The following is a 26,265-nucleotide window of genomic DNA, read 5'->3' as shown; positions in this document are numbered from 1 at the left end:
ATGCGACGATGGGCCCATGCCCGATCGTCCCGGCAGTCCCGGCAGCCCGCGCTTCCTGACGCTCGCCGACGTCGCCGAGGTGCTCAACACCTCGAGTGCGCAGGTCTACGCGCTGGTGCGCCGCGGCGAGCTGCCGGCGATCAAGATCGGCGGGCGCGGGCAGTGGCGGGTCGAGGGCAGCCGGCTCGAGGAGTACATCAGCCAGCAGTACCGCCACACCGAGCGGTACGTCGCCGAGCACCCGTTCGTGGAGTCCGAGGTCGACTGACCCCCACCGGGTTCGGCCACGCCCGGTGCCGGCGTCGTCCGGTGCGGGCGGGGCGGGTCAGCCTTCCTCGCCGTCGAGGGTGACGTCGACCTTCTTCTGCTGCGAGCCGCGCTTGATGGTGAACTGGATCGTCTGGCCGGGCTGGTAGGTCCGGATGGCGACGATCAGCGCGGTGCCGTCGGCGACCCGGCTGCCGTTGACGTGGGTGATCAGGTCGCCGCGGCGCAGGCCGGCCTTCTCGGCGGGGCTCTTGGCGATGATCTCGTCGAGCTCCGCGCCGTCGCCGGTGGGCACGCCGCCGGTCTTCACCTTGGCGCCGATGACGGGGTACTGGGCCTTGCCGGTGCGCAGGATCTGGTCGGCGGTGACGCGGACCTGCTCGACGGGGATCGCGAAGCCGACGCCGATGTTGCCTGCCTCGGCGTCGACCGAGCCGCCGCCGGCGGTGGCGATGGCGGAGTTGACCCCGACCACCTCGCCCTTCTGGTTGACCAGCGGGCCGCCGGAGTTGCCGGGGTTGATCGCGGCGTCGGTCTGGATCGCGTCGATCCAGGAGGAGTCCTCGGCCGTGGAGCCCGTGGTGACGGGGCGGTGGAGGTAGCTGACGATGCCGGAGGTGACGGTGTCGGGCAGGCTCAGCGGGGAGCCGATGGCGACGACCGGCTCGCCGACCTGGAGCTTGGCGGCGTAGCCCAGCTTGGCGGGCTTGAGCTGGTCGTGCTTCTCGACGTAGAGCACGGCCAGGTCGTAGATCGGGCTGCGGCCGACCACCTTGGCGTCGTACCGGTTGCGGTCGTGGTCGACGACGACGATCGGGCCGTTGTCCTTGGCGGCCTCGGCGACGACGTGGTTGTTGGTGACGATGTGGCCGTCGCCGTCCATCACCCAGCCGGAGCCGGTGGCACCGGCGTCCTCGCCGCCGTACTCGGCGATGATCTGGACGGTGCTCGGCAACATGGCCTGCGCGACGTCGGCGACCGAGCCGGGCGCGGCGAGCGGGGCGGTGTCCTCGAGGTCGACGCCCGCGAGGCCGTCTCCGGCATAGCCGGGCCCGGACGGCGAGTCATCGGCGATCTTGTCGTAGGCCAGCGCGCCGAGGAGGCCGCCGCCGAGGCCGAGGATCAGCGCGACCGCTGCGACCACGGGGATCACCCAGCCGGCGAGCTTCGCGCCGCCGCGCTCGGCCTGCGGAAGCGGCATCCGGACGGTCAGGTCCGGGCCGGCGGGGACCGGCGGGGGCGGCAGCAGCGACGGAGCCAGTCCCGGCAGCGGCGTGGTCGGCTCGGGCGCCGCCACAGGAGCGGCCGCGAGCGCGGCCTCGGGGAGCGGCGTGACGCCGGGCCCCGGCGGCGCCCACTGCGGGTGCGGCTGCCCGGTGACGGGCTCGGGCTCGGGGTCGGGATCGGTCGACGGCACGTCGAGCGGCCCCAGCGGCTCGGTGGGCTCGTGGTCGGGATCGTGCGCGTCGTTCACGGGTCCATCATGTCCGATCGCCCAACAGTGGCCGGGCGTGGGCGTCCAGCGTGGTCACGGTGGTCCGGCTGGTCAGGGTGGTCAGGGGAGCATCCGGCGCACCGGCACCGGGAGCCCCCGGTCGGGCGGCGTCGATCCGGTGGTGCCGGACGGGGCCGGCACCGTGGTGTTGATCTGGGTGGCAGGCGGTCGTCGGTCCGCCGGCGGGGCGCCGCCGGGCGCGAAGCCGAACGCCAGCACACCGAGCATCGCGGCGCCGATCGCGCCGCCGCCGATCACCACGGCACCCGCCGTACGACGGTGTGCGGCGTGCGGCTCGTGGCCGGCGAGCAGGGCGTCGCCGGGGGGCATGCTGAGCAGCGACCCCTTGAGGTCGGAGGGGGCGCCGCGCTCGGCGCCGCACAGGCCGGCGAGGCGGGTCTTCACCCAGCCCTCGCGCTCGACCAGGTCGCGACAGGCGTGGCAGACGTAGACGTGCGCCCACGCCTCCTCGGTGTCCCGAGCGGAGAGCTGTCCGTCGAGGAGCGCGCTGACCCGGTCGCCGAGGTGGCCGATCACGTCGCGACTCCCCCGGCGACGAGCGGCGCGGGACCGGCGTACCGGGTCCGGCCGGCCGCGGGGGCGCGGTGGGCCAGCGCGGTGCGCAGCAGCGCGCGGCCGCGGTGGATCCGGGAGCGCACGGTGCCGAGCTTGGCGCCGAGGATCTCGGCGATCTCCTCGTAGGTGAGGCCCTCGATGTCGCACAGCACGACGGCGGCGCGGAAGTCGGGGGGCAGCGACGCCAGCGCGGCGGCCACGTCGTCGTCGAAGGTCTGCTCGGCGTAGGCCAGGTCGGGGGCGGGCGAGGCGCTCGCGAGACGGGCGGCGCGCTCGTCGGACAGGGCGTCGAACCGGATCCGCTGCTTGCGGCGGGCCTGGTCGAGGAACAGGTTGGTGGTGATCCGGTGCAGCCAGCCCTCGAACGTGCCGGGGGTGTAGGTGTGCAGCGAGCGGAAGACGCGGACGAAGACCTCCTGGGTGAGGTCCTCGGCGTCGTGACGGTTGCCGGTCAGCCGCAGGGCGAGCCGGTAGACACGGTCGGAGTGCTCCTCGACGATGCGTCCCCAGTCCAGGTCGGACTGGCCCAGCCCGGTGGCGGGCTGGGGGTGGGGATCGACGGGCTCCTTCATCGTGGCCTTCTTCCGCTGGATCAGCGCCAAGGTCTCCTGGCTCCTCTCACCGTAGGGACAAGTCCTGAGCGTTCCCTGTGAACTCCCCAATCATTGGCCACAACGATCGGCGGCGACCGGGTGTTCCCGGCGACGGTCCACGGCCCGGGGCCCGGCACGCTCTAGGGTGAGCCCGTGGCCCCGACACCCATCAACGCTGCCAGCTGGACCTTCGCCGACGCCTACGTCGGGGAGGACGACGTCCTCGCCGCCGCGCGCTCGCGCGCCGAGGAGGTCGGCGTGACCCCGATCGGCGCCGGCACCGGTGCCACGCTGCGCTTCCTCGCCGCGGCCCTCGAGGCCCGTGCGGTCGTCGAGATCGGCACCGGCACCGGAGTCTCCGGCGTCTGGCTGCTGCGCGGCATGCGCGCGGACGGCGTGCTGACCACGGTCGACGTCGAGGCCGAGCACCAGCGGCTGGCCAAGGAGTCGTTCAAGGACGCCGGCGTCGCGCCGCAGCGGGTCCGCACGATCGCGGGCTCCGCGCTCGACGTCCTCCCCCGGCTGACCGACGGCCACTACGACATCGTCTTCGCCGACGGCGACAAGCGCGAGTACGGCGCCTACCTGTCCGAGGCGCTGCGCCTGCTCCGCCCCGGCGGCGTGGTGGCGTTCGACAACGCGCTGTGGCACGACCGCGTCGCGGACCCGGCCCAGCGCGACGACGAGACGGTCGCGATCCGGGACCTCGTCCAGCAGGTCGCGGCGACCGACGGCCTCGTCCCCGCCCTGCTGCCCGTCGGCGACGGCCTGCTGGTCGCGAAGAAGGAGTGGGTCCCGGAGGCCGACTGACCTCCGGGCCGCGTCGTCAGGCGCCGATCCCCGCCAGCGGGTCGGCCGAGCCGAGCCAGGACAGCAGCAGCCGGGAGCCGAAGCCCGAGGGACCGACGGTCCACTCGTGCCACTCCTTCTCGACGTCGCCGACCGAGGCGATGTCGAGGTGCGCCCACGCGACGTCCCCCACGAACGGCTGCAGGAACAACGCAGCGGTGATCGCGCCGGGCCCGCCGGGGTCGTTGGCCGCGTCGGCGACCTTCGAGACGAGCTTGTCCTCGTAGCCGCGGTAGAGCGGGAAGCGCCACAGCGGCTCCCCCGCCCGCGCCCCGGCCGCGTCGAGTGCGCCCGCCAACGCGTCGTCGCTGGCGAACAGGCCGCCGACCTGCTGGCCGAGGGCGACCTTCACCGCGCCGGTGAGCGTGGCGATGTCGACGACGACAGCGGGGGCGAGCTCGGCCACGGCGTACGCGAGCGCGTCGGCGAGGACCAGCCGGCCCTCGGCGTCGGTGTTGCCGACCTCGGTGGTGCGGCCGCCGTGGTGGCGGACCACGTCACCGGGACGGAGCGCGCTGCCGGAGACGGCGTTCTCCGCGGCGGCGACCAGGCCGATCACGCGGACCGGGCAGTCGACGTCGGCGAGGGCGGCCATGGTCGCGAGCACGACGGCACCGCCGGTCATGTCGCGCTTCATCGATCCCATCGAGGCGGCCGGCTTGATGGACAACCCGCCCGTGTCGAAGGTGATGCCCTTGCCGACGAGGACCACGACCGGCAGCTTCTTCGCGGCGCGGGCGGAGACACCGGCCGGGGTGTAGTCGAGGCGGATCAGGCGGGGCGGGGTCGCGGACGCGGCGCCCACGGCCAGGATGCCGCCGAACCCGTCGCGGTCCAGGTCGTCCTCGTCCCACACGCGTACGTCGAGGCCGCTCGCGGCCGCGATCTCCTCGGCCTGCTCGGCCAACCAGGCCGGGTTCTTCAGGTTGGAGGGGACCGTCGCCAGCAGGCGGGAGCGCCAGCCGGCGCCGCCGAGGGCGACGGCGCGCTCCAGCGCCGCCCGGTCGGTGCTGGCCGCGGCGAGGACCACGCGTCGTACGGGCTGGTGCTCGGGGCCGGTCGAGCGCCAGTGGAAGCCGAAGGAGCCGAGCATGGTGCCGGCGACGAATGCCTCGAGCGCGATCGGGTCGTCGGGCGAGGTGTCCTCGGCGACGGCCGGGATCGAGGTGACGACCGCGCCGCGGTCGCGCGCGGCCTTGGCCATCGCGGCCCCGGCGCGGCGCAGGTCGATCGGGCGCGCGGCGCCCACACCGACGAGCAGCACGACCCGCAGCGCGGGGTTGGCCGGGGTGCCGTCGGGCACGGGGACGACCGCCACCTGGGCGGTCGCACCGGTGAGGCCGTGGATCTCGGCGAAGCCGACCAGGTCGAGACCGAGCTCGTCGGCCAGCTCAGCGGCCCCCGGGCCGAGCAGCAGGCTGCCGTCGTCGCCCGGCAGGACCGGGAGTGCGACGACGTCGACGCCCTTGATGGCGCCGGGGAGCAGCTCGCTGGCAGCGAATTCGGGGGGAGAGACCTGTCCCGGCAGGACCGGGCGGCGTGCGTCAGCCGATGACATTCTTCAGCGCGTCACCGAGCGCGGCTGCCTCCTCGGCATTGAGCTCGACCACGAGTCGGCCACCACCTTCGAGCGGGACACGCATCACGATGCCGCGCCCCTCCTTGGTGACCTCGAGCGGACCGTCGCCGGTCCGAGGCTTCATCGCCGCCATGCGGCACCCCTCTTCCACTACCTCTGCGAGCCGCCGGAGCCCTGTGCCACCGACTGTGCGCAGCATCATTATTCCCCATGGCCCACCAGCCGCGCAGTCGAGACCCGATCGTCGTCAGGTCTCGGCTGCCAGCGCCGCGTCGACGAAGTCGATGACGCTGTCGTGCTCGTCGCCGTCGAAACGCGCCATGGCCTTGCCGATCGGGTCCTCGACGCGACCCGACGGCATCGTCACGACCGGCATCGCGTCGCGTCCGGCCGAGGTGGCCCACTCGGCGCCCGGCACCGCGCGGACCAGGACCTCTCCCAGGTAGGCGCCGGCCGCCCAGACGTCGACCTCGCCGGCCGCCCGTCCGCGGCCGGGCCGGCGCGACCACTGGTCGAGGGAGGACTCCACCTGGTCGACGCTCTCGGCGGAGAAGTCGAGGATGTCGGTGCCGGCGGGGTGCTCGCCCGCCCACTTCTCGGCCAGCAGGCGGACCAGCCCGGTCGGCACCGCCGCAGCGGCGGGCACGGCGGCCGGCCGGTCGCCCTCCATCTCGCGGGCCAAGCGCGTCAGAAGCGTGTCGACCTCCGCCATCCGGTAGCCCCGCAGCGCGAGCGAGAACCGCACTCGGCGCAGGTCCTCGGCCCGCACGGGACCGGCCGCCGGGACGAGGGCGTCCGGCCGGTCGTCATAGGCCGGCGCCATCGGCTCACCTCGGCCGGCGGCGAGCAGGGCGACACCGCCCATCGCCAGCACGATGAGGACGGCGAACACCCACATCATCGGGTGGGACATCGGCGGCTCCTCAGCGGTGCCGGCCGCGCGCCGCGACCATCAGCGCCACGGCCTCGTCGACGTCGTCGGTGAGGGTGAGCATGTCGAGGTCCGTCCGCTGGATCCGCGCGTCCTCGAGCATCGTGCCCTGCATCCAGTCGATCAGGCCCTGCCAGTGCTCGACGCCCATCAGCACGATCGGGAACTGGGTGATCTTGAGGGTCTGCGCCAGCGTCATCGCCTCGAACAGCTCGTCGAGGGTGCCGAGTCCGCCCGGCAGGACGACGTAGCCCTGGCTGTACTTCACGAACATCATCTTGCGCACGAAGAAGTAGCGGAAGTTGAGGCCGAACGTCACGTAGTCGTTGAGCCGGGTCTCCCAGGGCAGCTCGATGCCGAGGCCGATGCTCTCGCCGCCGGCCTCCATCGCACCCTTGTTGGCGGCCTCCATCGCGCCCGGGCCACCACCCGTGATCACCGCGAAGCCCGCCTCGACCAGGGCCGCGCCCACCCGCACCCCGATGTCGTACGCCGGGTGGTGGTCCGCGATCCGCGCGGACCCGAACACGGAGATCGCCGGCCCCACCTCGGCGAGGTCGTTGAAGCCCTCGACGAACTCGGCCTGGATCTTCATCACCCGCCACGGGTCGGTGTGCACCCAGCCGCTGTCACCCCGGCTGTCGAGCAGCCGCTGGTCGGTGGTCGATCCCTCGGGTCGGCCCGCGCTGGGACGGGGTCCGCCGCCGCTGCGCCTGGTCACCGGGGTCCCCGCGAAGTCGTGCGCTGGCGGACCGCAGCGGGGGAAGCGTGGAACTTCGTGGGGTGGATCATGCCTGCTCCTCCTGGGGGGTCGTGAGCCACGTCCGCAGCTGCTGCTCGCACCGGATGATCTGGGCCACCTCGACGTGCTCGTCCTGCTTGTGGGCCAGCAGCGGGTCGCCGGGCCCGTAGTTGACCGCCGGCACGCCGAGGACGGTGAAGCGGGCGACGTCGGTCCAGCCGAACTTCGGCGCGACCTGTCCCCCGACGGCCTCGACGAAGGCCTTCGCGGCCGGCCGGTCCAGACCCGGCAGTGCACCGGGCGCGCTGTCGGTGAGGGTGACCTCGAAGCCCGCGAAGAACTCCTCGACGAAGGCCAGCGCCTCCGCCTCGGAGCGGTCGGGGGCGAAGCGGTGGTTGACCGTCACCACGCACTCGTCGGGGATCACGTTGCCGGCGACCCCGCCGCGGATCCCGACCGCGTTGAGTCCCTCGTGGTACTCCAGGCCGTCGATGACCGGCCTGCGAGCGTCGTACGCCGCCAGCCGGTCGAGCACCTCGGCGGCACCGTGGATGGCGTTGACCCCGCGCCAGCTGCGCGCGGAGTGCGCGCGCTCGCCGCGGGTGCGGACCTCGACGCGCAGGGTGCCCTGGCAGCCCGCCTCGACCCCGGCGTTGGACGGCTCCATGAGGATCGCGAAGTCGGCCACCAGCAGGTCGGGGTCGGACTCCCCCAACAGTCGCAGGCCGTTGTGGACCGCCTCGATCTCCTCAGCCTCGTAGAGCACGTAGGTGATGTCGTGGACCGGCTCGGTGAGCGTCGCCGCGAGCCTGAGGATGACCGCGTCGCCGCCCTTCATGTCGCAGGTGCCGAGGCCGTGCAGGATGCCCGTGGCCTCGTCGTACCGACTCGGGAGGTTGTCGTTGACCGGAACGGTGTCGAGGTGGCCGGCGATCACGACCCGCGAACGCCGCCCGAGGTCGGTGCGGGCCACGATTGTGTGCCCGCGGCGGGTCACGCTCAGGTGCGGCAACGCCTGCAGCGCGGCCTCGACCGCGTCGGCGATCTCCTGCTCGTGGCGGCTGACCGACTCGATGTCGACCAGCTGGCGGGTCAGGGTGACGACGTCGGCGGTCAGGTCGAGCGGGGTCGTTGAGCCGGGCACGGGTGACAGTCAACCAGCGTGCCGGGCGTCACGGCCCGACCGGTGCCCGTGTCGCGCGCCCGGACCGGCCAGGAACCACGAGGGCCGGTCACGACCGTCCGGGTCGTGACCGGCCCTCGGCGATGCCGGGTCGGGCGGGGCCGGGTCAGGCCAGCTCGACCGTGATCGCGGCCTTCTCTCCCTCGCCGACGGCGACCTCGCTCGCGCCGGCCGGCACCTCCTCGGTCACCGTGTACGACGTCGCCAGGGTCTCCCCCGCGATCAGGGCCTCGTGGGCGCGGGCCGCGGCCAACACCGGCGCGGGGCCGGCGATGGTGAGCTCGATCCGGTCGGTGACCTGGAAGTCGGCGTCGCGCCGCGCCTGCTGGACGGCGCGGACCAGGTCGCGGGCCAGGCCCTCCTCGGCGAGCTCGGGGGTGACGACCGTGTCGAGGACGACGAAGCCACCGCCGGGCAGCATGCCGGTCGCCGTGCCCTCGGCAGCGTCTCCGGCGACGGTCTCGAGCGTGTACTCGCCCTCGACCAGGGCCAGCCCGCCGGCGACCACGGCACCGGACGCGTCGACCGACCAGTCGCCGGACTTCGAGCCCTTGATGGCGAGCTGGACGTCCTTGCCGAGGCGGGGGCCGGCGGCACGGGCGTTGACGGTGAGCTTCTGCTCGACGCCGTAGCCGGCGGCCTCGTCGGAGTCCGCACCCACGAGCCGCACCGCCTTCAGGTTGAGCTCGTCGGCGACGATCTCGGCGAACGGCTCCAGCGCCGCCGGGTCGGCCACGACGACCGTGAGCTGCGCGAGCGGCAGCCGGTTGCGCAGCTTGGCGGCCTTGCGCAGCGCGGAGGTGGTCGAGCACACCTCGCGCACCTCGTCCATCGCCTCGACCAGGGCGGCATCGGCCGGCAGGCCCGAGACGTCGGGCCAGTCGGCGAGGTGCACCGAGCGGCCGCCGGTCAGGCCGCGCCAGATCTCCTCGGTGGTCAGCGGCAGCAGCGGGGCGACGGCGCGGCACACGACGTCGAGGACGGCGGCGAGGGTCTCGAACGCCTCCAGCTTGCCCTCCCAGAACCGCTCGCGCGAGCGGCGGACGTACCAGTTCGTCAGCACGTCGAGGAAGGACCGGGTGGTCTCGCAGGCATCGGCGATCGCGTAGTCGTCGAGCTCGGCGGTGAGCTTCTCGACGTACTGCCGGGTCTTGGCGAGCAGGTACCGGTCGAGCGGGTCGGTGGAGTCGGTGCGCCCCGTGGCGTCGTACTGCTCGGCGTTGGCGTAGAGCGCGAAGAAGTACCACGTGTTCCACAGCGGGATCATCACCTGGCGCACGGCGTCGCGGATGCCCTGCTCGGTGACGACGAGGTTGCCGCCGCGCAGGATCGGCGAGGCCATGAGGAACCAGCGCATCGCGTCGGCGCCGTCGCGGTCGAAGACCTCCGAGACGTCGGGGTAGTTGCGCAGCGACTTCGACATCTTGTTGCCGTCGGAGCCCAGCACGATGCCGTGGCTGATGCACGACGAGAACGCCGGCTTGTCGAAGAGCGCGGTCGCCAGGATGTGCAGCGTGTAGAACCAGCCGCGGGTCTGGCCGATGTACTCGACGATGAAGTCGGCCGGGAAGTGCCCCACGGCGGAGCCGTCTTCAGTGCCGGCGAACCACTCCTTGTTCTCGAAGGGGTAGTGCACCTGGGCGAAGCTCATCGAGCCGGAGTCGAACCACACGTCGAGGACGTCGGCGACGCGGCGCATCGTCGACCGCCCGGTCGGGTCGTCCGGGTTGGGCCGGGTCAGGTCGTCGATCCAGGGGCGGTGCAGGTCGGGCTGGCCCTGTGCGTTGAGCGGGAGCCGCCCGAAGTCGCGCTCGATCTCCTCGAAGGAGCCGTAGACGTCGATGCGGGGGTAGGCCGGGTCGTCGGACTTCCACACCGGGACGGGCGATCCCCAGAACCGGTTGCGGGTGATCGACCAGTCGCGGGCGTTGTCGACCCACTTGCCGAACTGGCCGTCCTTGATGTGCTCGGGGACCCAGCGGATCTCCTGGTTGAGCTCGGCCATCCGCTTCTTGAACGCGGTGACCTCGACGAACCAGCTGCTCACGCCCTTGTAGATCAGGGGCTCGCGGCAGCGCCAGCAGTGCGGGTAGGAGTGGTCGTAGGTCTCGCGGCGCAGCAGCACCGTGCCGGGGGTGACCGCGGCGGTGCGGTTCTTGAGGTCCTCGATGATGTGCGGGTTGGCGTCGAAGACCAGCATCCCGGCGTACTCGGTGACGGGCGCCGTGAACCGGCCGTCCTTGCCGACCGGCATGACCGGCTCGATGCCCTCGCGGTCGGTCACCTCCTTGTCGACCTCACCGAAGGCGCCGGCGCTGTGCACCAGGCCCGAACCGTCGGTGGTGGTGACGGCCTCGTCGGCGGCCACGACGCGGAAGGCGTTCTCGTGATCGGCGAAGTAGGAGAACGGCGGGGCGTAGGTCAGGCCGAGCAGGTCGGCTCCCGTGCCCTGCCAGGTGATCGTCGGCTCGTCCCCGAGCTCGCGGGCGTACGCCGATAGCCGGGCCTGGGCCAGCACGAACCGCTCGCCGTCGCGCTCGACGACGACGTAGTCGATCTCGGAGCCGACCATCACCGCGAGGTTGCTCGGCAGGGTCCACGGGGTCGTGGTCCAGATCAGCAGCTTGGCGCCCTGGAACTCACCAGGGGTCGTGATCTCGAAGCCGACGGTGACCGCCGGGTCCTGCCGCATCTGGTAGACGTCGTCGTCCATCCGCAGCTCGTGGTTGGACAGCGGCGTCTCGTCGTTCCAGCAGTAGGGCAGGACGCGGAAGCCCTCGTAGACCAGGCCCTTGTCGAACAGGCTCTTGAAGGCCCACAGCACCGACTCCATGAACTCGGGGTTCATGGTCTTGTAGTCGTTGTCGAAGTCCACCCAGCGCGCCTGGCGGGTGACGTAGTCGCGCCACTCGCCGGTGTACTTGAGCACCGACGCACGGCAGGCGTCGTTGAACTTGTCGATGCCCATCTCGACGATCTCGTCGGTGGTCTTGATGCCGTTGAGGCGCATCGCCTCGAGCTCGGCGGGCAGGCCGTGGGTGTCCCAGCCGAAGCGGCGCTCGACGCGCTTGCCGCGCATCGTCTGGTAGCGCGGCACGATGTCCTTGACGTACCCGGTCAGCAGGTGGCCGTAGTGCGGCAGGCCGTTGGCGAACGGGGGGCCGTCGTAGAAGACGAACTCGTTCTCGCCGTGGGCGCCGGGGTCGCGCTGCTCGACCGAGGCGCGGAAGGTGTCGTCCTCGGCCCAGTAGGCGAGCACGCCCTCCTCGATGCGGGGGAACCGCGGGGAGCTCGGCACGGAACGGTGCTCGGCCGTCGGGCCGGCGGTCGGGTCGGTGGTGACCTTCGGATAGGTCATCGGGCTTCGGTCTCCTGCGTCTCGGATTTCGTTGGTCGAACTTGTCGAAACCCAGGGACGATCCTGGAGGACCGCGGTACCACCCTGCTTGCCCCGGCTCGGGGCCACTTCGTTCACGGCTGTGACGGGCCTGCCCGCCGGGTTCTACTCGCCCCCGCTGGCTGCTGGCGGCTTTCTGCCCGGAGCTCGCCGCTGATGACGGCTCGAACGCTTCTGCCCCCAGCGTACGGCGAGCGGCCGCCGTACCGGAAACCGGATTGCGCCCGGCCCTACGGTGGATCCATGACCGGCGAGCTGGCGAACCTGCGCGAGTACCTCACCCACTATCGCCAGACCCTCGAGCGCAAGTGCGCCGGCCTGGCGCCCGAGCAGATGGCGACCCGCTCGGTGCCGCCCAGCTCGATGAGCCTGCTGGGCCTGGTCCGCCACCTGGCCCGGGTGGAGCACTTCTGGTTCCAGCGGGCGCTCATTGAGGTCGAGGGCGAGCGCATATACGACGACGGGGACGCCGGGTTCGCCGTCGTCGAGCCGACCGAGGCGGCCGTGAACGAGGCGTGGGCGGCGTGGCGCGAGCAGGTCGCGCTGGCCGATGCCTGGCTGGACCGGCAGAGCGACGAGGGGCTGGGCCGGGTGGTGACCTTCCGGCAGGGCACCGAGACGAGCAGCATCCGCGACATCCTGCTCCACATGGTCGAGGAGTACGCCCGCCACTGCGGGCACGCCGACCTGCTGCGCGAGTGCATCGACGGCGTCACCGGCGAGTGAGACCTCGGGTGACGAGCGCCACGTCGTCGCCGCCGGCTCGCTCCGGCACGATGGAAGGGTGAGCCACCTCCTCGACGACGCCGTGGCGTCGGAGCCACTCGGCGACGGCGTGCACCGGGTCCAGGTCACGGCCGACTGGAACACCGCCAACCAGACCCCGAACGGCGGCTACGTGCTGGCCCTGCTGCAGCACGCCGTGCTCCAGGAGTCGGCCCACCCGGACGCGCTGAGCATCTCGATCACCTACTTCCGCCCCGCGCTCCCCGGCCCCGCCGACATCCGGGTCCGCGAGGTGCGCAAGGGCCGCCGCGTGTCGACGTACGACGCCGTGCTCGTCCAGTCCGGCAAGGAGGTCGCGCACGCCGTCGTGAGCACCCACGACTGGGACGCCACCGGGACCGTCGAGCACACGCCGCACGCCGCGCCCGTCGTACCCCGGCCCGAGGACTGCGCCGACGCCAGCGAGCTGATCCCGGCCGGGATGGTGCCGATCCTCGACCGCTACAGCTACCGCGCGCCGGTCGTCGCCGGCTGGTTGCGCGGCGAGCCCACCGGCGTCACGGAGTCGCTGTGCTGGATCCGCGCGGTCGACGAGCGCGCGGTCGACGCGCTGCTGGCGGGCGCGATGATCGACGCGTTCCCGCCCGTGACCGCCGAGATCGGGCACCTCGCCTCGGCCACCATCCAGCTCACCGTCCACTACCGCCGCCGCCCCGACACCGTGTGGGCGCTGGGCCACGTCACCACCCGCCACGTCATCGCCGGCTACCACGACGAGGACGTCGAGCTGTGGGACGAGCAGGGCCGGCTGATCGCCCAGGGCCGCCAGCTGGCGATCCTCGCCGAGGGCTGAGCCGGGGAACCGGCAGGCCGTCCCGACGCCTAGAATCTCCTCACGTGACTGCCGCTTGGGGCTTCGGCCTGACGACCTACGCCGCCGACCAGACCGTTCTCGACACCTGGTTCCCCGCACCCGCCCTGGGCGAGAAGCCCGCCGACGCCCAGGCTCCCGCCGAGCTGGTCGCGCTCGAGGGTGCCGACGAGGCGCGCGGTGTCACCCGCAAGGTCAACCTGGTCGAGATCGCCGACCTGGCGCTCGCGCCGGCCGACACGGTCGACGTGTGGCTGCGCCTCCACCTGCTCTCCCACCGGCTCGTCGAGCCGCACGGCCAGAGCCTCGAGGGTGTCTTCAGCCTGCTGACCAACGTCGTGTGGACCTCGGCGGGCCCGTGCGCCGTCGAGGGCTTCGAGGCCACCCGCCTGCGGCTGCAGGCGGCGGGCCAGCACGTCACCGTCTACGGCGTGGACAAGTTCCCGCGACTCGTCGACTACGTGATCCCGGCGGGTGTCCGGATCGCCGACGCCGACCGGGTCCGGCTGGGTGCCCACCTCGCCGCCGGCACCACGGTGATGCACGAGGGCTTCGTGAACTTCAACGCCGGCACGCTCGGCACCTCGATGGTCGAGGGCCGCATCTCGGCGGGCGTCGTCGTGGGCGACGGCTCCGACATCGGCGGTGGCGCCTCGATCATGGGCACCCTGTCCGGCGGCGGGAAGCAGGTCATCTCGGTCGGCGAGCGCTGCCTGCTCGGCGCGAACGCCGGCATCGGCATCTCGCTGGGCGACGACTGCGTCGTCGAGGCGGGCTGCTACGTCACGGCCGGCACCAAGATCACCGTGCTCGAGCCCGGCAAGGACGCCCGGGTGGTCAAGGCCGCCGAGCTGTCGGGCGCCAGCAACGTGCTGTTCCGCCGCAACTCGGTGTCCGGCGCGATCGAGGCGGTCCCGTGGCAGGGCGAGGGCATCGCCCTCAACGCCGCGCTGCACGCCAACTGAGCGCGCTGCTCGTCGCACCCGCGCGTCACCACCGCCCCCGCACACTGGTTCCGTGAAGCGCAGGGCGTGGGGGGTCGTCGTCGCCGTCACGGTCCTCGCGACCGCGGTGGCGATCGGCATCGGCGTGCTCCGCGCGACCGACGAGCTGGTCGGCGGCCCGAGCGGCGACTGCACCGTCACCGTGGCCGACCACCGGGTCGACGTCAGTGGCGAGCAGGCCGAGAACGCGGCGCTGATCGCCTCGATCGCCGTACGCCGGGGGCTGCCGGCCCGCGCCACCTCGATCGCCCTCGCGACGGCGTACCAGGAGTCGAAGCTGCGCAACATCGACTACGGCGACAGGGACTCGCTCGGCCTGTTCCAGCAGCGCCCGTCACAGGGCTGGGGCACCCGCAAGCAGATCCTCGACCCGGAGTACGCGACCAACGCGTTCTACGACGCGCTGGTGAAGGTCGACGGCTACCAGACCATGGAGATCACGGTCGCGGCCCAGGAGGTGCAGCGCTCCGCCTTCCCCGACGCGTACGCCGACCACGAGGCCGACGGCCGCGCGCTGGCCTCCGCCCTGTCCGGCCACTCCCCCGCCACCTTCAGCTGCGACCTCGCCGGAGGCGCCCCGACCGCCGACGCCGAGCTGGTCGCGAGCGGGCTGACCCCGCGCGCGGAGGCCGTGCGCAAGGAGCTGCTCACCCGCTTCGGGCGGCTGCAGCTCGGCGGGTTCGAGCCGGACGGCGTGTCATCGGGGCACATGGAGGGCTCGGCGCACTACGACGGCCGCGCGGTCGACGTGTTCGTGCGCCCCGTGACCACGGCGAACAACGTGAAGGGCTGGGCGATCGCGCACTGGTCGGTCGCCAACGCCGCACGGCTCGGGATCCGCACGGTCATCTTCGACGACCGGATCTGGACCGCGGGGCGTGAGGGCTGGCGCGACTACGACCCACCGTCGTCGTCGGGCGATCGCGCCGTGCTCGAGCACCGCGACCACGTGCACGTCGACGTGTTCAGGTGACGACCTCCCAGGTCAGGGGCACCACCGGGTCCGGAGCGTAGCTGCAGCAGGCGCCGGTGCGCACGGCGCGGCTCAGGTGGCCGCCGATCTCGGGATGTACCTCGGCGATCCGGGCCAGGGCGTAGCGCAGTGAGCGGGTGACACTGGTCCGCGCCCGTTCGGCGGTGCCGCCGGTGACCCGCGCCCGGCCGCCGAGGCCGACCGCGCCGGCGAGCTCGGCGAGCAGGTAGTCGCGGTCCCGCTCGGCCAGCTGCCGCCGCGCCTCGTCGTGGTCGCGCTCGGCCTCGGCCACGTCGGCCTCGACCTCCCTCAGGCGGCGCCGGTAGGACGCCCGCGCCTCGTCGTCCAGGACCGGAAGCCCGGCCTGGACGACGCCGGCTCCGGCCAGGTCGAGGACGTGCACCTCCCGGCCGGGGCTGGCCAGGAGGGCGGCGAGCAGGTGCACGCCCTTGAGATCGGGCACCCATGCCTCGACGCCGGCGTATCCGATCCGCCACCGGTCCCCGTCGCGGACCAGGGTCGCGGTGCGACCGGGCGTCGGGGTGAGCCGCTCCCCCAGCAGGCCGGCCACCTCGGTGACCCGGCCGGCGGCACCGAACGCGGCGAAGGCCGCCGCCGCGGCCTCCCACTCCAGGCGCGCCAGGTCGTCGTTGCGGAGCGCCCGGTGCGCCTGCCCGAGCACGACGCGCGCGCAGGCCGCGTCGTACGGGGCGTCGAGCTCTGTCCACGCAGCGACCGCGGCCCGGGCCGGGCCGACGGCCAGCGAGGGATCGGCGCCGAGGAGGGCTGCGCGGGCCCGGGCGAGCGCGGCGTCCGCGTGCAGCGCGGCGCTGGGGTAGCGGGCGACGATCCGCTCCAGCTCGGCAGCCACCTGCTCGGCCGCCGCGGGGTCGTCCCCGGCCACGGCGATCTCTGCCTGCGCGGCGAGCAGCGGCACCAGACGCAGGTCCCCGAACGGCGGGCGCTCCTTCCACGGGACGTCCATCGGGTGCGCGACCTCGTCGCGAACCATCGCGGCGGCGCCGGCGACGTCGCCGCGAGCCAGCCGCACCAGCGCCAGCCCGGGTTGGGGCGACCAGGCGTGCTCGTGGGCCTCGCGGAAGGCCGCCTCCGCGCCGTCGAGGTCGCCGCGGCGCAGCCGGATGTTGCCGAGCTCGACCAGCGGCCAGCCGTACTCGCGGCGCAACCAGGGTCGCAGCTGCGCACACGCGGCCAGCGCCTCCTGCTCGGCGGCGTCCGCCGGCCCGGAGAACCGCAACAGCTCGGCGCGGTGCACCCGGCAACGCCCGTGGGTGGCGCCGAAGGCCGGGCCGTGCCGCCAGCGCTCCATGACGTCGGTCCACTCGCGGGCCCGGTCGTGGCGGCCGAGCCAGAGCGCGGCGCAGATCAGCTCGCAGTAGACGTTGCCGGTGGTCAGCGGGTCGAACGTGCCGGCCGCGAGGTCCACGGCGAGCTCGTCGAGCAGGTCGATGCCCTCGTCGACCTCGCCGCGGTGGATGGCGAGCCGGGCCAGCGCCACCCGGCCGAGCCCGCGCGCCGGGTCGACGCCGAACTCCTCGCCCAGGGCGACCGCCTCGCGGGCCGGTTCGAGCGCGCTGTCCGGGTCTCCGGAGAGGAAGCGCTCGTAGGTGCGGATGATCGCGAGCAGGGCGTGCACCGGACCCGGCGGATCCTCGCCGACCAGCCGGCGCACCCGCGCGACCCAGCCCCGCACGGGCGCGAGCAGGCCGGTCTCGCAGAGCAGGTTGAGCGCGACCAGCGCGCCCGCCCGCGCGGCGGCTCCCGTCTCGCCGGCGGCCAGCTGGACGTCGTACAGCTGCTCCCACGCCGTGACCGCGCCCTCGAGGTCGCCCGCGGCGTAGCGCTCGAACGCCTGCCGCTCGAGCTCGTCCGGGGCCATGTCGCATTGTGACACCGGTTGTCACGCCTCCGGGGTGAGTCGTCTCCCGAGGAAGGAACCGTCATGCACGTGAAGACCCGCGACCTCCCGATCAAGATGAACGCCCTGGGTGCCACCGCCCGGCACCTGGGCGACTTCGGCGCCGCACACGGGCCGCTGGCCGCCGAGCACCTGCGGCTCGCCGCCGGGGTCGACATCGCACCGCTGCTCGCCGGACTCGACGACGGGCTGTGCTTCGCCGCCCACTGGGGCTACCTGGTCAGCGGCCGCGTCGTGGTGACCTACGGCGACGGCTCGACGGAGACCTGCGCGGCCGGCGAGGTCGTGCACTGGCCGGCCGGGCACACGGTCCGGGTCGAGGAGGACACCGAGCTGATCATGTTCAGCCCAGCCGCCGAGCACCTCGCGGTCATGAACCACATGCTCGAGGTGCTGGCGACGATCCCCGCGCAGCCCGTGGGGTAGCTCAGGCCCGCGTGAGGCGCTCGGCCGCGGCGGCGATCCGCTCGTCGGTCGCGGTCAACGCGATCCGGACATGGTGGGAGCCGGCCGCGCCGTAGAACGCCCCGGGCGCGACCAGGATGCCCTGGGCTGCGAGGTCGGCGACCAGCTGCCAGCAGTCTGGGCCGTCGGGGCCCTTCGTGGTCCACAGGTACAGCGACGCCTCGGAGTGCTCGATCGTGTAGCCCGCGGCCTCGAGCGCCGCCCGCAGCGTCGTACGACGCGCGCGGTAGCGCTCGTGCTGCTCCTCGACGTGCGCCTCGTCGCCGAGCACGGCAGCCATGGCGTGCTGCTGGGGCGCGGGCATCATCAGGCCCATGTTCTTGCGGACCGCGAGCAGCTCGGCGATCACGTCGCGGTCACCCGCGACGAACGCGCAGCGGTAGCCGGCGAGGTTGGAGCGCTTGGACAGCGAGTGGACGACCAGGATGCCCTCGCTCGACCCGCCGCAGATCTCGGGGTGCAGCACCGAGAGGGCCTCGCCCTCCCAGACGCAGTCGAGGTAGCACTCGTCGGAGACGAGCAGCACCCCGCGCTCACGGCACCAGTCGACGACCTTCTTGAGGTGCTCCTTCGGGAGCACCCGGCCGGAGGGGTTCGAGGGCGAGTTGACCCACAGCAGCTTCGGGGTCTCAGGACCGAAGCTGGTGAGCGCGTCGGTGGCGACGGCCCTCGCACCGACCAGCGCGGCGCCGACCTCGTAGGTCGGGTAGGCCAGCGCCGGGTAGCCGATCAGGTCGCCCGGCCCGAGGCCGAGGTACGTCGGCACCGAGGCGATGAACTCCTTGGAGCCGATCAGCGGCAGGACCTGGTCCAGGCCCAGCCCGGTCACCCCGTGGGTGCCGGCCAGCCAGTCGACGACGGCCTGGCGGACCTCGGGGGTGCCGACGGTCAGCGGGTACCCCGGGGCGTCGACCGCCGCCGCCAGCGCGGCGCGGGCCACCTCGGGCGTCGGGTCGACCGGCGTACCGATCGACAGGTCGACGATCCCGTCGGCATGCTCACGCGCCTGCGCGGCGTACTGGGTCAGCTTGTCCCAGGGGAAGTCGGGCAGCCGGCCCGAGACCGCGGTGTTCAGTGGTCCTGGTTCTGCGGCTCGAGCGCAGCGATGAACTCGGCGTCCTTGTCGATCTCACCCATCTTGGCGGCACCGCCGGGCGAGCCGAGGTCGTCGAAGAACTTCACGTTGGCGTCGTAGTAGTCCTTCCACTCCTCCGGGACGTCGTCCTCGTAGAAGATCGCCTCCACCGGGCAGACCGGCTCACAGGCACCACAGTCGACGCACTCGTCGGGGTGGATGTAGAGCATCCGCTTGCCCTCGTAGATGCAGTCGACGGGACACTCGTCGACGCACGCACGGTCCTTGACGTCGACGCACGGCTGCGAGATGACGTAGGTCATCGATTCCTCCTGAGACCAACGAGCGCGGATGCTCGACACGAAAGTGTTTCGTGTCGAGGCTCAGCCTAGTATCCCGGTCGTGCCGGACGCGCCAGGACCCCAGGAAAATGGACACGAGCCGGGCCAGCATCTGCTCGGTCCCCACGTGGTGGGCCAGCGCGTCGTCGTCCGGCGCCTGGTGCGCGGCGAGACCGGGCCGAGCGGCGGGCCGGCGTTCACCGATCTGCTCGGCACCTGTCTGGCGTGGGGCGACGGCGTCTGCGTGGTCCAGCCCGAGACGGGGGCCGCGGCGAGGATCGCGATCGCCGACATCGTGTCCGGCAAGCCGGTCCCGCCCCGCCCGGCGGCCCGGCTGCGGGTGAGCGTGCGCGACGCGGAGGCGCGGACCGGCGGGCTGTGGCCCACCGTCGACCGGGAGCCGCTCGGGGAGTGGGAGCTGCGCTCGGAGCGCGCGCCGGCCGGACGGCTGCTCAAGCGCGCCAACTCGTGTCTGGCGATGGGTGACCCCGACCGACCGTTCCCCGAGGCGCTGGCCGCCGTCGAGGCGTTCTACGCCGCTCGCGGCCGCGACCCGCTGGTGCAGGTCGAGGCGGGCTCGGCGCTCGAGGAGGCGTTCGTGGGCGCGGGCTGGCAGCGCCTGGAGTACGGCGAGTCCGACTTCCTGCTCGCCTCGGTGGCCCGGCTGCGGCGTTCCCTGCCCGCGGCGAGGCACGAGGTCGAGATCGGCGTCGACGGCTCGCGCGCGGTCGCCTCGGTGGACGCCGGGTGCGACCCGGTGGCCGAGGCGCAGGCCGGCGTCGACGGCGACTGGGTCGGCCTGCACGGCGTCACCGTCGACCTGGCGCACCGTCGCCGGGGCCTGGCGACGGCGGTCGTGGGCGAGCTCCTCGGATGGGCGGCCGAGCAGGGCGCGCTGACCGCGTGGCTGCACGTCGAGACCGACAACCCCGGCGGGCGGGCGTTCTGGGAGGCGCTGGGCTTCGCGGCCCACCACACCTGCCGCTACTACGCCCCGAGGTCGGCGAGCGCCTGGCCGGTCAGCCGGTAGGTCGTCCACTCCTGCATCGGCCGGGCGCCGAGGGACTCGTAGAACTCGATGGACGGGGTGTTCCAGTCCAGCACCGCCCACTCGACGCGGCGGTAGCCGCGCTCGACCGCGACCCGGGCGAGCGCCGTGAGCAGCGCCTTGCCCAGCCCGCTCCCCCGCTGGTCGGGCTGCACGAAGAGGTCCTCGAGGTAGATCCCCGGGGTGCCGGTCCAGGTCGAGAAGGTGCGGAACCACAGCGCCATGCCGACGACCGTGCTCCCCGGGCCGCCGGACTCGGCGACGAGGACGTTGGCCACCGGGTCCGGCCCGAACAGCCAACGCTGCAGATCGTCCTCGGTGGTCTCGACCGCGTCCGGCTCGCGCTCGTACTCCGCGAGCGCACGGATCAGCCGGAGGACGTCGGGAACGTCCTGCGGCGTCGCCGCCCGGACCAGCCCGGTCAGCTCGGCCGCGTCAGCCACGCGCGAGGAAGTTGAGCAGGTCGTGCCGGGTGAGCACCCCGACCGGCTTGCCGTCCTCGTGGACCAGCACGGCGTCCGCGGACTCCAGCAGCGGTACGGCGGCCGTCGCGTCCTCGGTCGAGCCGATCGTCGGCAGCGCCGCCGACATGTGCTGCTCGACGGAGTCGGTCAGCTTCGCCTTGCCGGTGAACAGCGCGTCGAGCAGCGCGCGCTCGGAGACCGAGCCGGCGACCTCGGCCGCCACGATCGGCGGCTCGGCGCGCACGACGGGCATCTGCGAGACGCCGTACTCCTGCAGGATCTGCACCGCCTCGGCGATGGTCTCGTTGGGGTGCGTGTGCACGAGCGCGGGCATGCCCTGGGACTTGCTGCTCAGCACCTCGCCGACGGTCTGGGCCGGGCTCGGCTGGCCGGTGCTGAAGCCGTACTGGGCCAGCCAGTCGTCGTTGAAGACCTTGCTGAGGTAGCCGCGCCCGGAGTCGGGCAGCAGCACGACGACGACGGCGTCGTTCTTCCCCTCCGCGGCGAGCTCGTGGGCGAGCTGGCGCGCGGCGTACGCCGCCATGCCGGAGGAGCCGCCCACCAGCAGGGCCTCCTCGCGGGCGAGGCGGCGGGTGAACGCGAACGAGTCGGCGTCGGAGACCTCGATGATCCGGTCGGCCACGCCGCGGTCGTAGGTCTCGGGCCAGAAGTCCTCCCCGACGCCCTCGACGAGGTAGGGACGGCCGGTGCCGCCCGAGTAGACAGAGCCGGCCGGGTCGGCGCCGATCACCTGGACCGAGGGGTTCTGCTCCTTGAGGTAGCGGCCGATGCCGGAGATGGTGCCGCCGGTGCCGACGCCGGCGACGAAGTGGGTGATCCGGCCCTCGGTCTGGCGCCACAGCTCCGGGCCGGTCTCCTCGTAGTGGGAGCGCGGGTTGTGGGGGTTGGAGTACTGGTCGGGCTTCCACGCGCCGGGCTGGCTGGCGAGCCGGTCCGACACGTTGTAGTAGGAGTCGGGGTGCTCGGGCGCGACGGCCGTCGGGCAGACGACCACCTCGGCGCCGTACGCCTTGAGGACGTTGCGCTTGTCCTCGCTCACCTTGTCTGGGCACACGAAGATGCACTGATAGCCCTTCTGCTGGGCCAGCATCGCCAGCCCGACCCCGGTGTTGCCGGACGTCGGCTCGACGATCGTGCCGCCGGGCCGCAGGGCGCCGGATGCCTCGGCGGCCTCGATCATCCGGGTGGCGATCCGGTCCTTCACCGAACCGCCGGGGTTGAGGTACTCCACCTTGGCCAGCACCAACGGTCCGTCGGCGGGCAGGTCGAGGGAACGGTTGAGCCGGACCAGCGGGGTGTTGCCGATCAGCTCCAGCAGGGACTCGACGTACTCCATGCCCCCACCGTATCGGTGGATCCGTAGAGTTGCCGCCGTGAGCAAGGCGTCCGCAGCCCGCAAGCTCGCCGCCGCCGCGCTGTACGGCGGGGGCGGGCTCTCCGCTCTCGGCGCCGGTCTCTACGGGGTGCTGTCCGCCGAGGCGCGGCTCGCCCGCAAGACGATCGGCCCCGCACGGGACGAGCCGCCGCCTGACGCGACCGGTTGGTACGGCCGCGGCCGCCCCGGCCCGGCCGTCCGGATCGCGGTCCTGGGCGACTCCAGCGCCGCCGGCTACGGCGTCGAGCGGGTGGAGGAAACGCCGGGCGCCCTGATCGGAACTGCCGTCGCCGAGCACGCCGACCGGCGTGTCTACCTGCGTGAGTTCTGCGTCGTCGGCGCCAAGTCCTCCGACCTCGCCGCCCAGGTCGACCGGGCCCTGCCCATCGAGCCCGAGGTCGCGGTCATCCTGATCGGCGGCAACGACGTCACCCACACCGTGCGCCCCTCCCACTCGGTGCGCGCGCTCGCCGAGGGGGTACGCCGGCTCACCGCCGCCGGCGCCACCGTGGTCGTCGGCACCTGCCCCGACCTCGGCACGATCCAGCCGATCGCTCCCCCGTTGCGCCAGGTCGCCCGCGCCTGGTCCCGCCGGCTCGCCGCCGCGCAGACCATCGCCGTGGTCGAGGAAGGTGGGCGGACCGTCTCGCTCGGCGACATCCTGGGACCCGAGTTCGCCGCCGCTCCGGCGCTTCTGTTCGGTCCCGACCAGTTCCACCCCTCGGCCGAGGGCTACCGGGCGCTCGCCGGCGTGCTGGTCCCGTCGGTCCTGGCCTCCCTGGAGCAGGCGCCGGAGGAGGCCGGTCTCGAGGCGTTCCGCGGTGAGGGCGTGCTGCCGGTGACCCGCGCGGCGGTCCAGGCCGTCAACGAGCCCGGCACCGAGCTGGGCGGCACCGAGGTCGGCGGCCGCCGGGCCGGCGTCCGCGGCCTGTGGGTCGAGCTGCGGCACCGCCGCTCGCGCAAGCACGTTCCCGGCGAGGCGCCCGAGCTGCACGAGAGCGCACCCGACCCCGCCTGACCTGCCGAAAACCCCCCGGCCCCGGACCCCACCGAGGTGGAGCCGGGGCCGTGGGCGCGCAGCGACGAGGCGTGCGCGAAGAGGATCAGTCCTGCTGGAGGATCGCGAGGATCCGCAGCAGGTTGGTGTAGATCCAGACCAGGCTGACCAGCAGCGCGAAGGACGCGCGCCACGACTCGCGCTCCGGAATGCCGTTGCGGATGCCCTGCTCGACGAAGTCGAAGTCGAGGATCAGCATGAACACGCCGAGGACGAGGCCGCCGACCGCGAAGATCAGGCCGAGCGGGCCGAAGCCGAACAGGCCCATCTGGCTGCCGAAGAGGCCGAGCACGAGCTCCATCAGGCTCAGGGCGACCATGCCGAACATCGCCGCGATCACGAAGGTGCGGAACTTCTGGCCGACCTGGATGTCGAAGAACTTGTACGCCGCCAGCGTGCCCGCGAAGGCCGCGAAGGTGCCGACGACCGCCTGCACGACGATGCCGCCGTACTGGTCGCTGGGGAACATCGCGTCGTAGAACTTGCTCAGGGCGCCCAGGGCGACGCCCTCGGCGACGGCGAAGGCCATCACCAGCGCGGGGCTGACGACCCGCTTGAAGGAGTTGACCAGCGACAGGATGAACGCCGCGCCCGAGCCGACGATCATCGCGGCGCTCAGCACGCCGACGGCCTCGGTGGACTCGATCGCCGGGGTGGCGAACCAGGTCACGGCCGCGGCGATGATCGTGATGCCGAGCGTGATGGTGGTGGTCTGCACGACCGAGTCGATGGTCATCCGACCCTGGCGGACGGGGGCCTCGGGCGCCGGGTAGCCGGGCTGCGCGTAGCCGCCGCCGTACTGCGGCTCGCCGAAGCCCTGGTAGGCAGCGGCTCCGGAGCGGTTGAACTCCTCCGAGCGCCGGAACACCGGGTTGTTGCTCTGCATGGTCTCCTCCGCAGGCTTGCGAGTCTGTCGGGCGGCCGGGGTGACTGCCCTCCACCTACAGTCTAGGTGGCTCGATGCTGGTGCAACGTCCCGACGTTGCCGAAGGTTCCCGGACAGCCCGGACAGGCTTCACCGAGCGGTGATCGTGACCGTGACCTCCTGCCCGGGCACGTCGGGCCGGACCTCGATCCGGCCCGCGGTCCCCGGCGCCCACCGGCCGCCGTCGACCGCCACGTCGTACCCGTGCGGGTAGTGCAGCGGGCTCACGAAGATCTCCGTCGGCGCGGACAGCCCGTTGGAGCGGTAGCGGTAGGCGAAGGCTCCGGAGTCCGGATCGAAGCGCATCTGCAGGGGCGTGCCGGCGGTGGCCTGGGCATAGGTGCGCACGAGGAGCCGGAGCTTGTCCTGCTTGACCGAGCCGAAGTCGGCGTCGTCGCGGAACAAGCCCTGCGCGTCGTCGGCGGTGGTCGGGTCCCGCCACTGCTTGTAGGCCCAGTGCGTCCAGCCCATGAGGTGCTCGTCGGCGACCGCGGCGTCGATCTCGACGGCGCGCGGGTTGTCGGTCGCACCCCACTCGCTCATCAGGGGCGCCGCCTGCATCGTCGCGGCCTGGGCGAGCGCGGTCGTGGTCCGCTCCCGGCTGAACTTCCAGCAGTTCTCGACGTCGCCGACGGGCAGTCCCTGGGACTCGAGGAACACGTCTTGGCAGTAGTTGTGCCACGAGTAGCCGAGCTGGGTCTCCCCGGCCATCGGGCGCAGGTACGTCGGCACCGGGCGCCCCGCGGCGAGCTGCTGCGGCTCCCACCACACGACGTTGTCGGGGTCGACCTGACGGATGGCGCGGGTGACCTTCTCGTAGGCCGGCTGGAGCTCACGCTGGTAGGCGCCGGCGCAGCCGCCGGTGAAGCAGGACAGCCACTCCAACCCCATCCAGGGCTCGTTGATCAGGTCGTAGCCCATCAGTCGGGGCTGGTCCTTCCACCACCCTGCGGCGACCTGCCACGCGGCCGCCCAGTCGTCGATGCCGCCCCACCGGTTGGCCCAGAACTGGTCGAAGACCAGCGAGTTCTCGGGCGTCCAGTACCCGAGGGGGAAGGGCAGGTTGACGGCCGGGAGCAGGCCCAGCACGGCGGGACGGTGCAGGGCCCAGTCGGGGACGCCCTCGCCGCCGTAGGTCTCGTGCCACTGGTCCTGGTGCATGTCCAGCTGCATCCAGATGCCACGTTCGGCGAGCAGGTCCATCACCCGCTGCCAGCGCGCGCGGTACGACGGGTCGCCCACGCCCGCCGCGTCCGGCGTGATGCCCGCCCACATCGTGCCGAGGCGGACGCCGTTGAACCCGTGCTCGGCGAGCCACCGGGCGTCGGCCGCACGGAAACCCTCGACGGAGTCCGGCGGGACGTAGGGGTCGAGCTTCCAGACCAGGTTGAACCCGTGCACGATCACGACCCGGCCCTGCTCGTCGACCAGCCAGCGGCCCTCGCGTCGCAGCTGGGGCGGTCCGTCGTCGTCCGCCGCGGCGCCGGGCGCCGCCGCGACGAGCCCGACGAGACCGCCGAGGGCCAGCAGCGCCGCGACGAGCGTCAGGGGCCACCGCCGTGACCGGGTAGAACCTGTTCCAGGGAGCACGCCCGGAAGATACCCGAGGCATGTGACCCGCGTCACCCGTCCGGCAGTGCCCGGCTCAGCGCCTGCGGAGCCGGACCACGGTGTCGCGCACCCGCAGTGGCCCCTCGGGCGTGGCCTGCTCCCGGACGGGCGTGTCGGCGACCTCGACCTCCCACGGGCTGTCGGGCCGGTCGGCGCCGAGCGTCTCGATGACCCGCTCCGGCTCGAACATCAGGCCGGGGCCGTGGTCGTGGCGCGCGCCGGTGGTGACGTCGTCGGGGTGGTGGGCCACGACGAGCAGCCGGCCGCCCGGCGCGACGGCGTCGGCGATCCCGCGGTAGACCGCGGGGAAGTCCGGGAGCGGGACGTGCAGGAAGCTGACCGTCACCAGGTCGAAGGTGTGGTGGCCGACCGGACGCGGGTCGGCGAGGGCGTCGTAGAACCCGATCCGGATCCGGTCGCCGACACCCTCCTCCTCGGCGTGCGCGGCGACCTTGGCCAGCGCCACCTGCGACACGTCGACCGCCGTGACCTGCCAGCCCTGCTTCGCGAGCCACACGGCGTCGGCACCCTCGCCGCAGGCGACGTCGAGGGCGCGCCCCGGGGCGAGGTCGGGGATGGCGTCGAGCTGCTCGACCAGGCGCTGGTTGGGCCGACCGCTCCAGACGCGGTCGGTGCCGCCGTACCGCTCGTCCCAGAAGCCGGCGGTCAGGGCGTCGCGCAGCTCGCCGAGGGTCTTGTCGTGCTCGTGGTGGGAGTGCTCGTGACGGTGCATGGGACCACTGTCCCGCTTCAGGCGG

At 73.0% G+C, this 26,265-nt stretch carries 26 protein-coding genes; 9 read left to right on the top strand and 17 right to left on the bottom strand.

The window, feature by feature from the left end; translation table 11 throughout:
- The first annotated feature begins 16 nt into the window (after positions 1-16).
- Positions 17-268 (top strand): helix-turn-helix domain-containing protein, encoded by a 252-nt coding sequence (locus tag KU893_RS15295; protein WP_218235238.1) that lies wholly within the window; start codon positions 17-19, stop codon positions 266-268.
- Positions 269-325: 57 nt separating this feature from the next.
- On the opposite strand, the gene KU893_RS23655 is transcribed toward KU893_RS15295, so the two are convergent.
- From KU893_RS23655 to sigE, 3 genes are all read right to left on the bottom strand, one after another.
- Positions 326-1,741 carry a S1C family serine protease gene (locus KU893_RS23655; protein WP_218235237.1) on the bottom strand — a complete coding sequence of 472 codons (1,416 nt, stop codon included), beginning with the start codon at positions 1,739-1,741 and terminating at the stop codon, positions 326-328.
- An 81-nt stretch (positions 1,742-1,822) separates the two neighbouring features.
- Positions 1,823-2,299 carry an anti-sigma factor family protein gene (locus KU893_RS15285; protein WP_218235236.1) on the bottom strand — a complete coding sequence of 159 codons (477 nt, stop codon included), beginning with the start codon at positions 2,297-2,299 and terminating at the stop codon, positions 1,823-1,825.
- Positions 2,296-2,910 carry an RNA polymerase sigma factor SigE gene (gene sigE, locus KU893_RS15280; RefSeq protein WP_218235235.1) on the bottom strand — a complete coding sequence of 205 codons (615 nt, stop codon included), beginning with the start codon at positions 2,908-2,910 and terminating at the stop codon, positions 2,296-2,298. Before sigE ends, KU893_RS15285 begins: the two co-directional genes overlap by 4 nt.
- A gap of 174 nt (positions 2,911-3,084) precedes the next feature.
- Here sigE and KU893_RS15275 point away from each other — a divergent pair, with 174 nt between their 5' ends.
- Positions 3,085-3,741, top strand: a complete 657-nt coding sequence (locus tag KU893_RS15275) for an O-methyltransferase (protein ID WP_257441400.1) — start codon at positions 3,085-3,087, stop codon at positions 3,739-3,741.
- A 16-nt stretch (positions 3,742-3,757) separates the two neighbouring features.
- Here KU893_RS15275 and KU893_RS15270 read toward each other — a convergent pair whose 3' ends face one another.
- The 6 genes from KU893_RS15270 to ileS form a co-directional block, all read right to left on the bottom strand.
- Positions 3,758-5,338, bottom strand: coding sequence for a leucyl aminopeptidase family protein (locus KU893_RS15270; RefSeq protein ID WP_218235234.1), 1,581 nt, complete (start codon positions 5,336-5,338; stop codon positions 3,758-3,760).
- Positions 5,325-5,492 carry a DUF3117 domain-containing protein gene (locus KU893_RS15265; RefSeq protein WP_181410991.1) on the bottom strand — a complete coding sequence of 56 codons (168 nt, stop codon included), beginning with the start codon at positions 5,490-5,492 and terminating at the stop codon, positions 5,325-5,327. The genes KU893_RS15270 and KU893_RS15265 overlap by 14 nt, the downstream gene beginning before the upstream one ends.
- Before the next feature lie 114 nt (positions 5,493-5,606).
- Positions 5,607-6,272, bottom strand: coding sequence for a DUF6278 family protein (locus tag KU893_RS15260; RefSeq protein WP_246592693.1), 666 nt, complete (start codon positions 6,270-6,272; stop codon positions 5,607-5,609).
- A gap of 10 nt (positions 6,273-6,282) precedes the next feature.
- Complete coding sequence (locus KU893_RS15255) at positions 6,283-7,011, bottom strand: LOG family protein (RefSeq protein WP_218235233.1); 729 nt, start codon at positions 7,009-7,011, stop codon at positions 6,283-6,285.
- Between the two features lie 67 nt (positions 7,012-7,078).
- Positions 7,079-8,176: a succinyl-diaminopimelate desuccinylase gene (gene dapE / locus KU893_RS15250; RefSeq protein WP_218235232.1), complete on the bottom strand. Its 1,098-nt coding sequence runs from the start codon at positions 8,174-8,176 to the stop codon at positions 7,079-7,081.
- 145 nt (positions 8,177-8,321) lie between these two features.
- Positions 8,322-11,573, bottom strand: a complete 3,252-nt coding sequence (gene ileS / locus KU893_RS15245; protein WP_218235231.1) for an isoleucine--tRNA ligase — start codon at positions 11,571-11,573, stop codon at positions 8,322-8,324.
- A 282-nt stretch (positions 11,574-11,855) separates the two neighbouring features.
- Here ileS and KU893_RS15240 point away from each other — a divergent pair, with 282 nt between their 5' ends.
- The 4 genes from KU893_RS15240 to KU893_RS15225 are packed head-to-tail and all read left to right on the top strand — an operon-like array spanning position 11,856 to position 15,186.
- Positions 11,856-12,338, top strand: a complete 483-nt coding sequence (locus tag KU893_RS15240) for a DinB family protein (RefSeq protein WP_218235230.1) — start codon at positions 11,856-11,858, stop codon at positions 12,336-12,338.
- Between the two features lie 58 nt (positions 12,339-12,396).
- Positions 12,397-13,191 carry an acyl-CoA thioesterase gene (locus KU893_RS15235; protein WP_218235229.1) on the top strand — a complete coding sequence of 265 codons (795 nt, stop codon included), beginning with the start codon at positions 12,397-12,399 and terminating at the stop codon, positions 13,189-13,191.
- 44 nt (positions 13,192-13,235) lie between these two features.
- A complete protein-coding gene (dapD, locus tag KU893_RS15230) occupies positions 13,236-14,174 on the top strand; it encodes a 2,3,4,5-tetrahydropyridine-2,6-dicarboxylate N-succinyltransferase (protein ID WP_218235228.1) in 939 nt (312 codons plus the stop codon).
- Positions 14,175-14,226: 52 nt separating this feature from the next.
- A complete protein-coding gene (locus tag KU893_RS15225; protein ID WP_218235227.1) occupies positions 14,227-15,186 on the top strand; it encodes a VldE C-terminal domain-containing protein in 960 nt (319 codons plus the stop codon).
- Here KU893_RS15225 and KU893_RS15220 read toward each other — a convergent pair.
- Positions 15,179-17,086 carry an ATP-binding protein gene (locus KU893_RS15220; protein ID WP_218235225.1) on the bottom strand — a complete coding sequence of 636 codons (1,908 nt, stop codon included), beginning with the start codon at positions 17,084-17,086 and terminating at the stop codon, positions 15,179-15,181. The genes KU893_RS15225 and KU893_RS15220 overlap by 8 nt on opposite strands.
- Before the next feature lie 63 nt (positions 17,087-17,149).
- On the opposite strand from KU893_RS15220, the gene KU893_RS15215 reads away from it, so the two are divergent.
- Positions 17,150-17,551, top strand: a complete 402-nt coding sequence (locus KU893_RS15215) for a cupin domain-containing protein (RefSeq protein ID WP_218235224.1) — start codon at positions 17,150-17,152, stop codon at positions 17,549-17,551.
- A gap of 1 nt (position 17,552) precedes the next feature.
- Here the strand turns inward: KU893_RS15215 and dapC are convergent, their stop codons facing one another.
- Positions 17,553-18,665: a succinyldiaminopimelate transaminase gene (gene dapC, locus KU893_RS15210; RefSeq protein ID WP_218235368.1), complete on the bottom strand. Its 1,113-nt coding sequence runs from the start codon at positions 18,663-18,665 to the stop codon at positions 17,553-17,555.
- A complete protein-coding gene (gene fdxA / locus KU893_RS15205; RefSeq protein WP_141797961.1) occupies positions 18,662-18,988 on the bottom strand; it encodes a ferredoxin in 327 nt (108 codons plus the stop codon). Before fdxA ends, dapC begins: the two co-directional genes overlap by 4 nt.
- Positions 18,989-19,133: 145 nt before the next feature.
- Here fdxA and KU893_RS23650 point away from each other — a divergent pair, with 145 nt between their 5' ends.
- Positions 19,134-20,036 carry a GNAT family N-acetyltransferase gene (locus KU893_RS23650; protein WP_218235223.1) on the top strand — a complete coding sequence of 301 codons (903 nt, stop codon included), beginning with the start codon at positions 19,134-19,136 and terminating at the stop codon, positions 20,034-20,036.
- Here the strand turns inward: KU893_RS23650 and KU893_RS15195 are convergent.
- Together KU893_RS15195 and KU893_RS15190 are read right to left on the bottom strand one after the other, a co-directional pair.
- Positions 19,994-20,497: a GNAT family N-acetyltransferase gene (locus KU893_RS15195; protein ID WP_257441399.1), complete on the bottom strand. Its 504-nt coding sequence runs from the start codon at positions 20,495-20,497 to the stop codon at positions 19,994-19,996. The two genes, KU893_RS23650 and KU893_RS15195, sit on opposite strands and share 43 nt — an antisense overlap.
- On the bottom strand, positions 20,490-21,875 hold the full coding sequence (locus tag KU893_RS15190; RefSeq protein WP_218235222.1) for a cystathionine beta-synthase: 1,386 nt from the start codon (positions 21,873-21,875) through the stop codon (positions 20,490-20,492). Before KU893_RS15190 ends, KU893_RS15195 begins: the two co-directional genes overlap by 8 nt.
- 37 nt (positions 21,876-21,912) lie before the next feature.
- On the opposite strand from KU893_RS15190, the gene KU893_RS15185 reads away from it, so the two are divergent.
- Positions 21,913-22,932 carry an SGNH/GDSL hydrolase family protein gene (locus KU893_RS15185; protein ID WP_218235221.1) on the top strand — a complete coding sequence of 340 codons (1,020 nt, stop codon included), beginning with the start codon at positions 21,913-21,915 and terminating at the stop codon, positions 22,930-22,932.
- 85 nt (positions 22,933-23,017) lie between these two features.
- On the opposite strand, the gene KU893_RS15180 is transcribed toward KU893_RS15185, so the two are convergent.
- From KU893_RS15180 to KU893_RS15170, 3 genes are all read right to left on the bottom strand, one after another.
- Positions 23,018-23,857: a Bax inhibitor-1/YccA family protein gene (locus KU893_RS15180; RefSeq protein WP_218235220.1), complete on the bottom strand. Its 840-nt coding sequence runs from the start codon at positions 23,855-23,857 to the stop codon at positions 23,018-23,020.
- Between the two features lie 129 nt (positions 23,858-23,986).
- Positions 23,987-25,486, bottom strand: a complete 1,500-nt coding sequence (locus tag KU893_RS15175; RefSeq protein WP_218235219.1) for a glycoside hydrolase family 5 protein — start codon at positions 25,484-25,486, stop codon at positions 23,987-23,989.
- A gap of 55 nt (positions 25,487-25,541) precedes the next feature.
- Entirely contained in the window at positions 25,542-26,240 is a 699-nt protein-coding gene (locus KU893_RS15170; RefSeq protein ID WP_218235218.1) for an SAM-dependent methyltransferase, read from the bottom strand.
- Positions 26,241-26,265: the final 25 nt, after the last annotated feature.

It is taken from the genome of Nocardioides daeguensis, from assembly GCF_019192965.1.
Classification (GTDB): Bacteria; Actinomycetota; Actinomycetes; order Propionibacteriales; family Nocardioidaceae; genus Nocardioides; species Nocardioides daeguensis.
Note: the sequence above shows the minus strand (reverse complement) of the source record. Positions and strands in the feature narration are given on the sequence as shown.

Coding starts and splice junctions, on each gene's coding strand:
- KU893_RS15295 (WP_218235238.1), top strand. CDS start 17: ATGCCCGATCGTCCCGGCAGTCCCGGCAGCCCGCGCTTCCTGACGCTC.
- sigE (WP_218235235.1), bottom strand. CDS start 2,910: ATGAAGGAGCCCGTCGATCCCCACCCCCAGCCCGCCACCGGGCTGGGC.
- KU893_RS15270 (WP_218235234.1), bottom strand. CDS start 5,338: ATGTCATCGGCTGACGCACGCCGCCCGGTCCTGCCGGGACAGGTCTCT.
- KU893_RS15265 (WP_181410991.1), bottom strand. CDS start 5,492: ATGGCGGCGATGAAGCCTCGGACCGGCGACGGTCCGCTCGAGGTCACC.
- KU893_RS15260 (WP_246592693.1), bottom strand. CDS start 6,272: ATGTCCCACCCGATGATGTGGGTGTTCGCCGTCCTCATCGTGCTGGCG.
- ileS (WP_218235231.1), bottom strand. CDS start 11,573: ATGACCTATCCGAAGGTCACCACCGACCCGACCGCCGGCCCGACGGCC.
- KU893_RS15240 (WP_218235230.1), top strand. CDS start 11,856: ATGACCGGCGAGCTGGCGAACCTGCGCGAGTACCTCACCCACTATCGC.
- KU893_RS15220 (WP_218235225.1), bottom strand. CDS start 17,086: ATGGCCCCGGACGAGCTCGAGCGGCAGGCGTTCGAGCGCTACGCCGCG.
- KU893_RS15215 (WP_218235224.1), top strand. CDS start 17,150: ATGCACGTGAAGACCCGCGACCTCCCGATCAAGATGAACGCCCTGGGT.
- fdxA (WP_141797961.1), bottom strand. CDS start 18,988: ATGACCTACGTCATCTCGCAGCCGTGCGTCGACGTCAAGGACCGTGCG.
- KU893_RS15190 (WP_218235222.1), bottom strand. CDS start 21,875: ATGGAGTACGTCGAGTCCCTGCTGGAGCTGATCGGCAACACCCCGCTG.
- KU893_RS15180 (WP_218235220.1), bottom strand. CDS start 23,857: ATGCAGAGCAACAACCCGGTGTTCCGGCGCTCGGAGGAGTTCAACCGC.
- KU893_RS15170 (WP_218235218.1), bottom strand. CDS start 26,240: ATGCACCGTCACGAGCACTCCCACCACGAGCACGACAAGACCCTCGGC.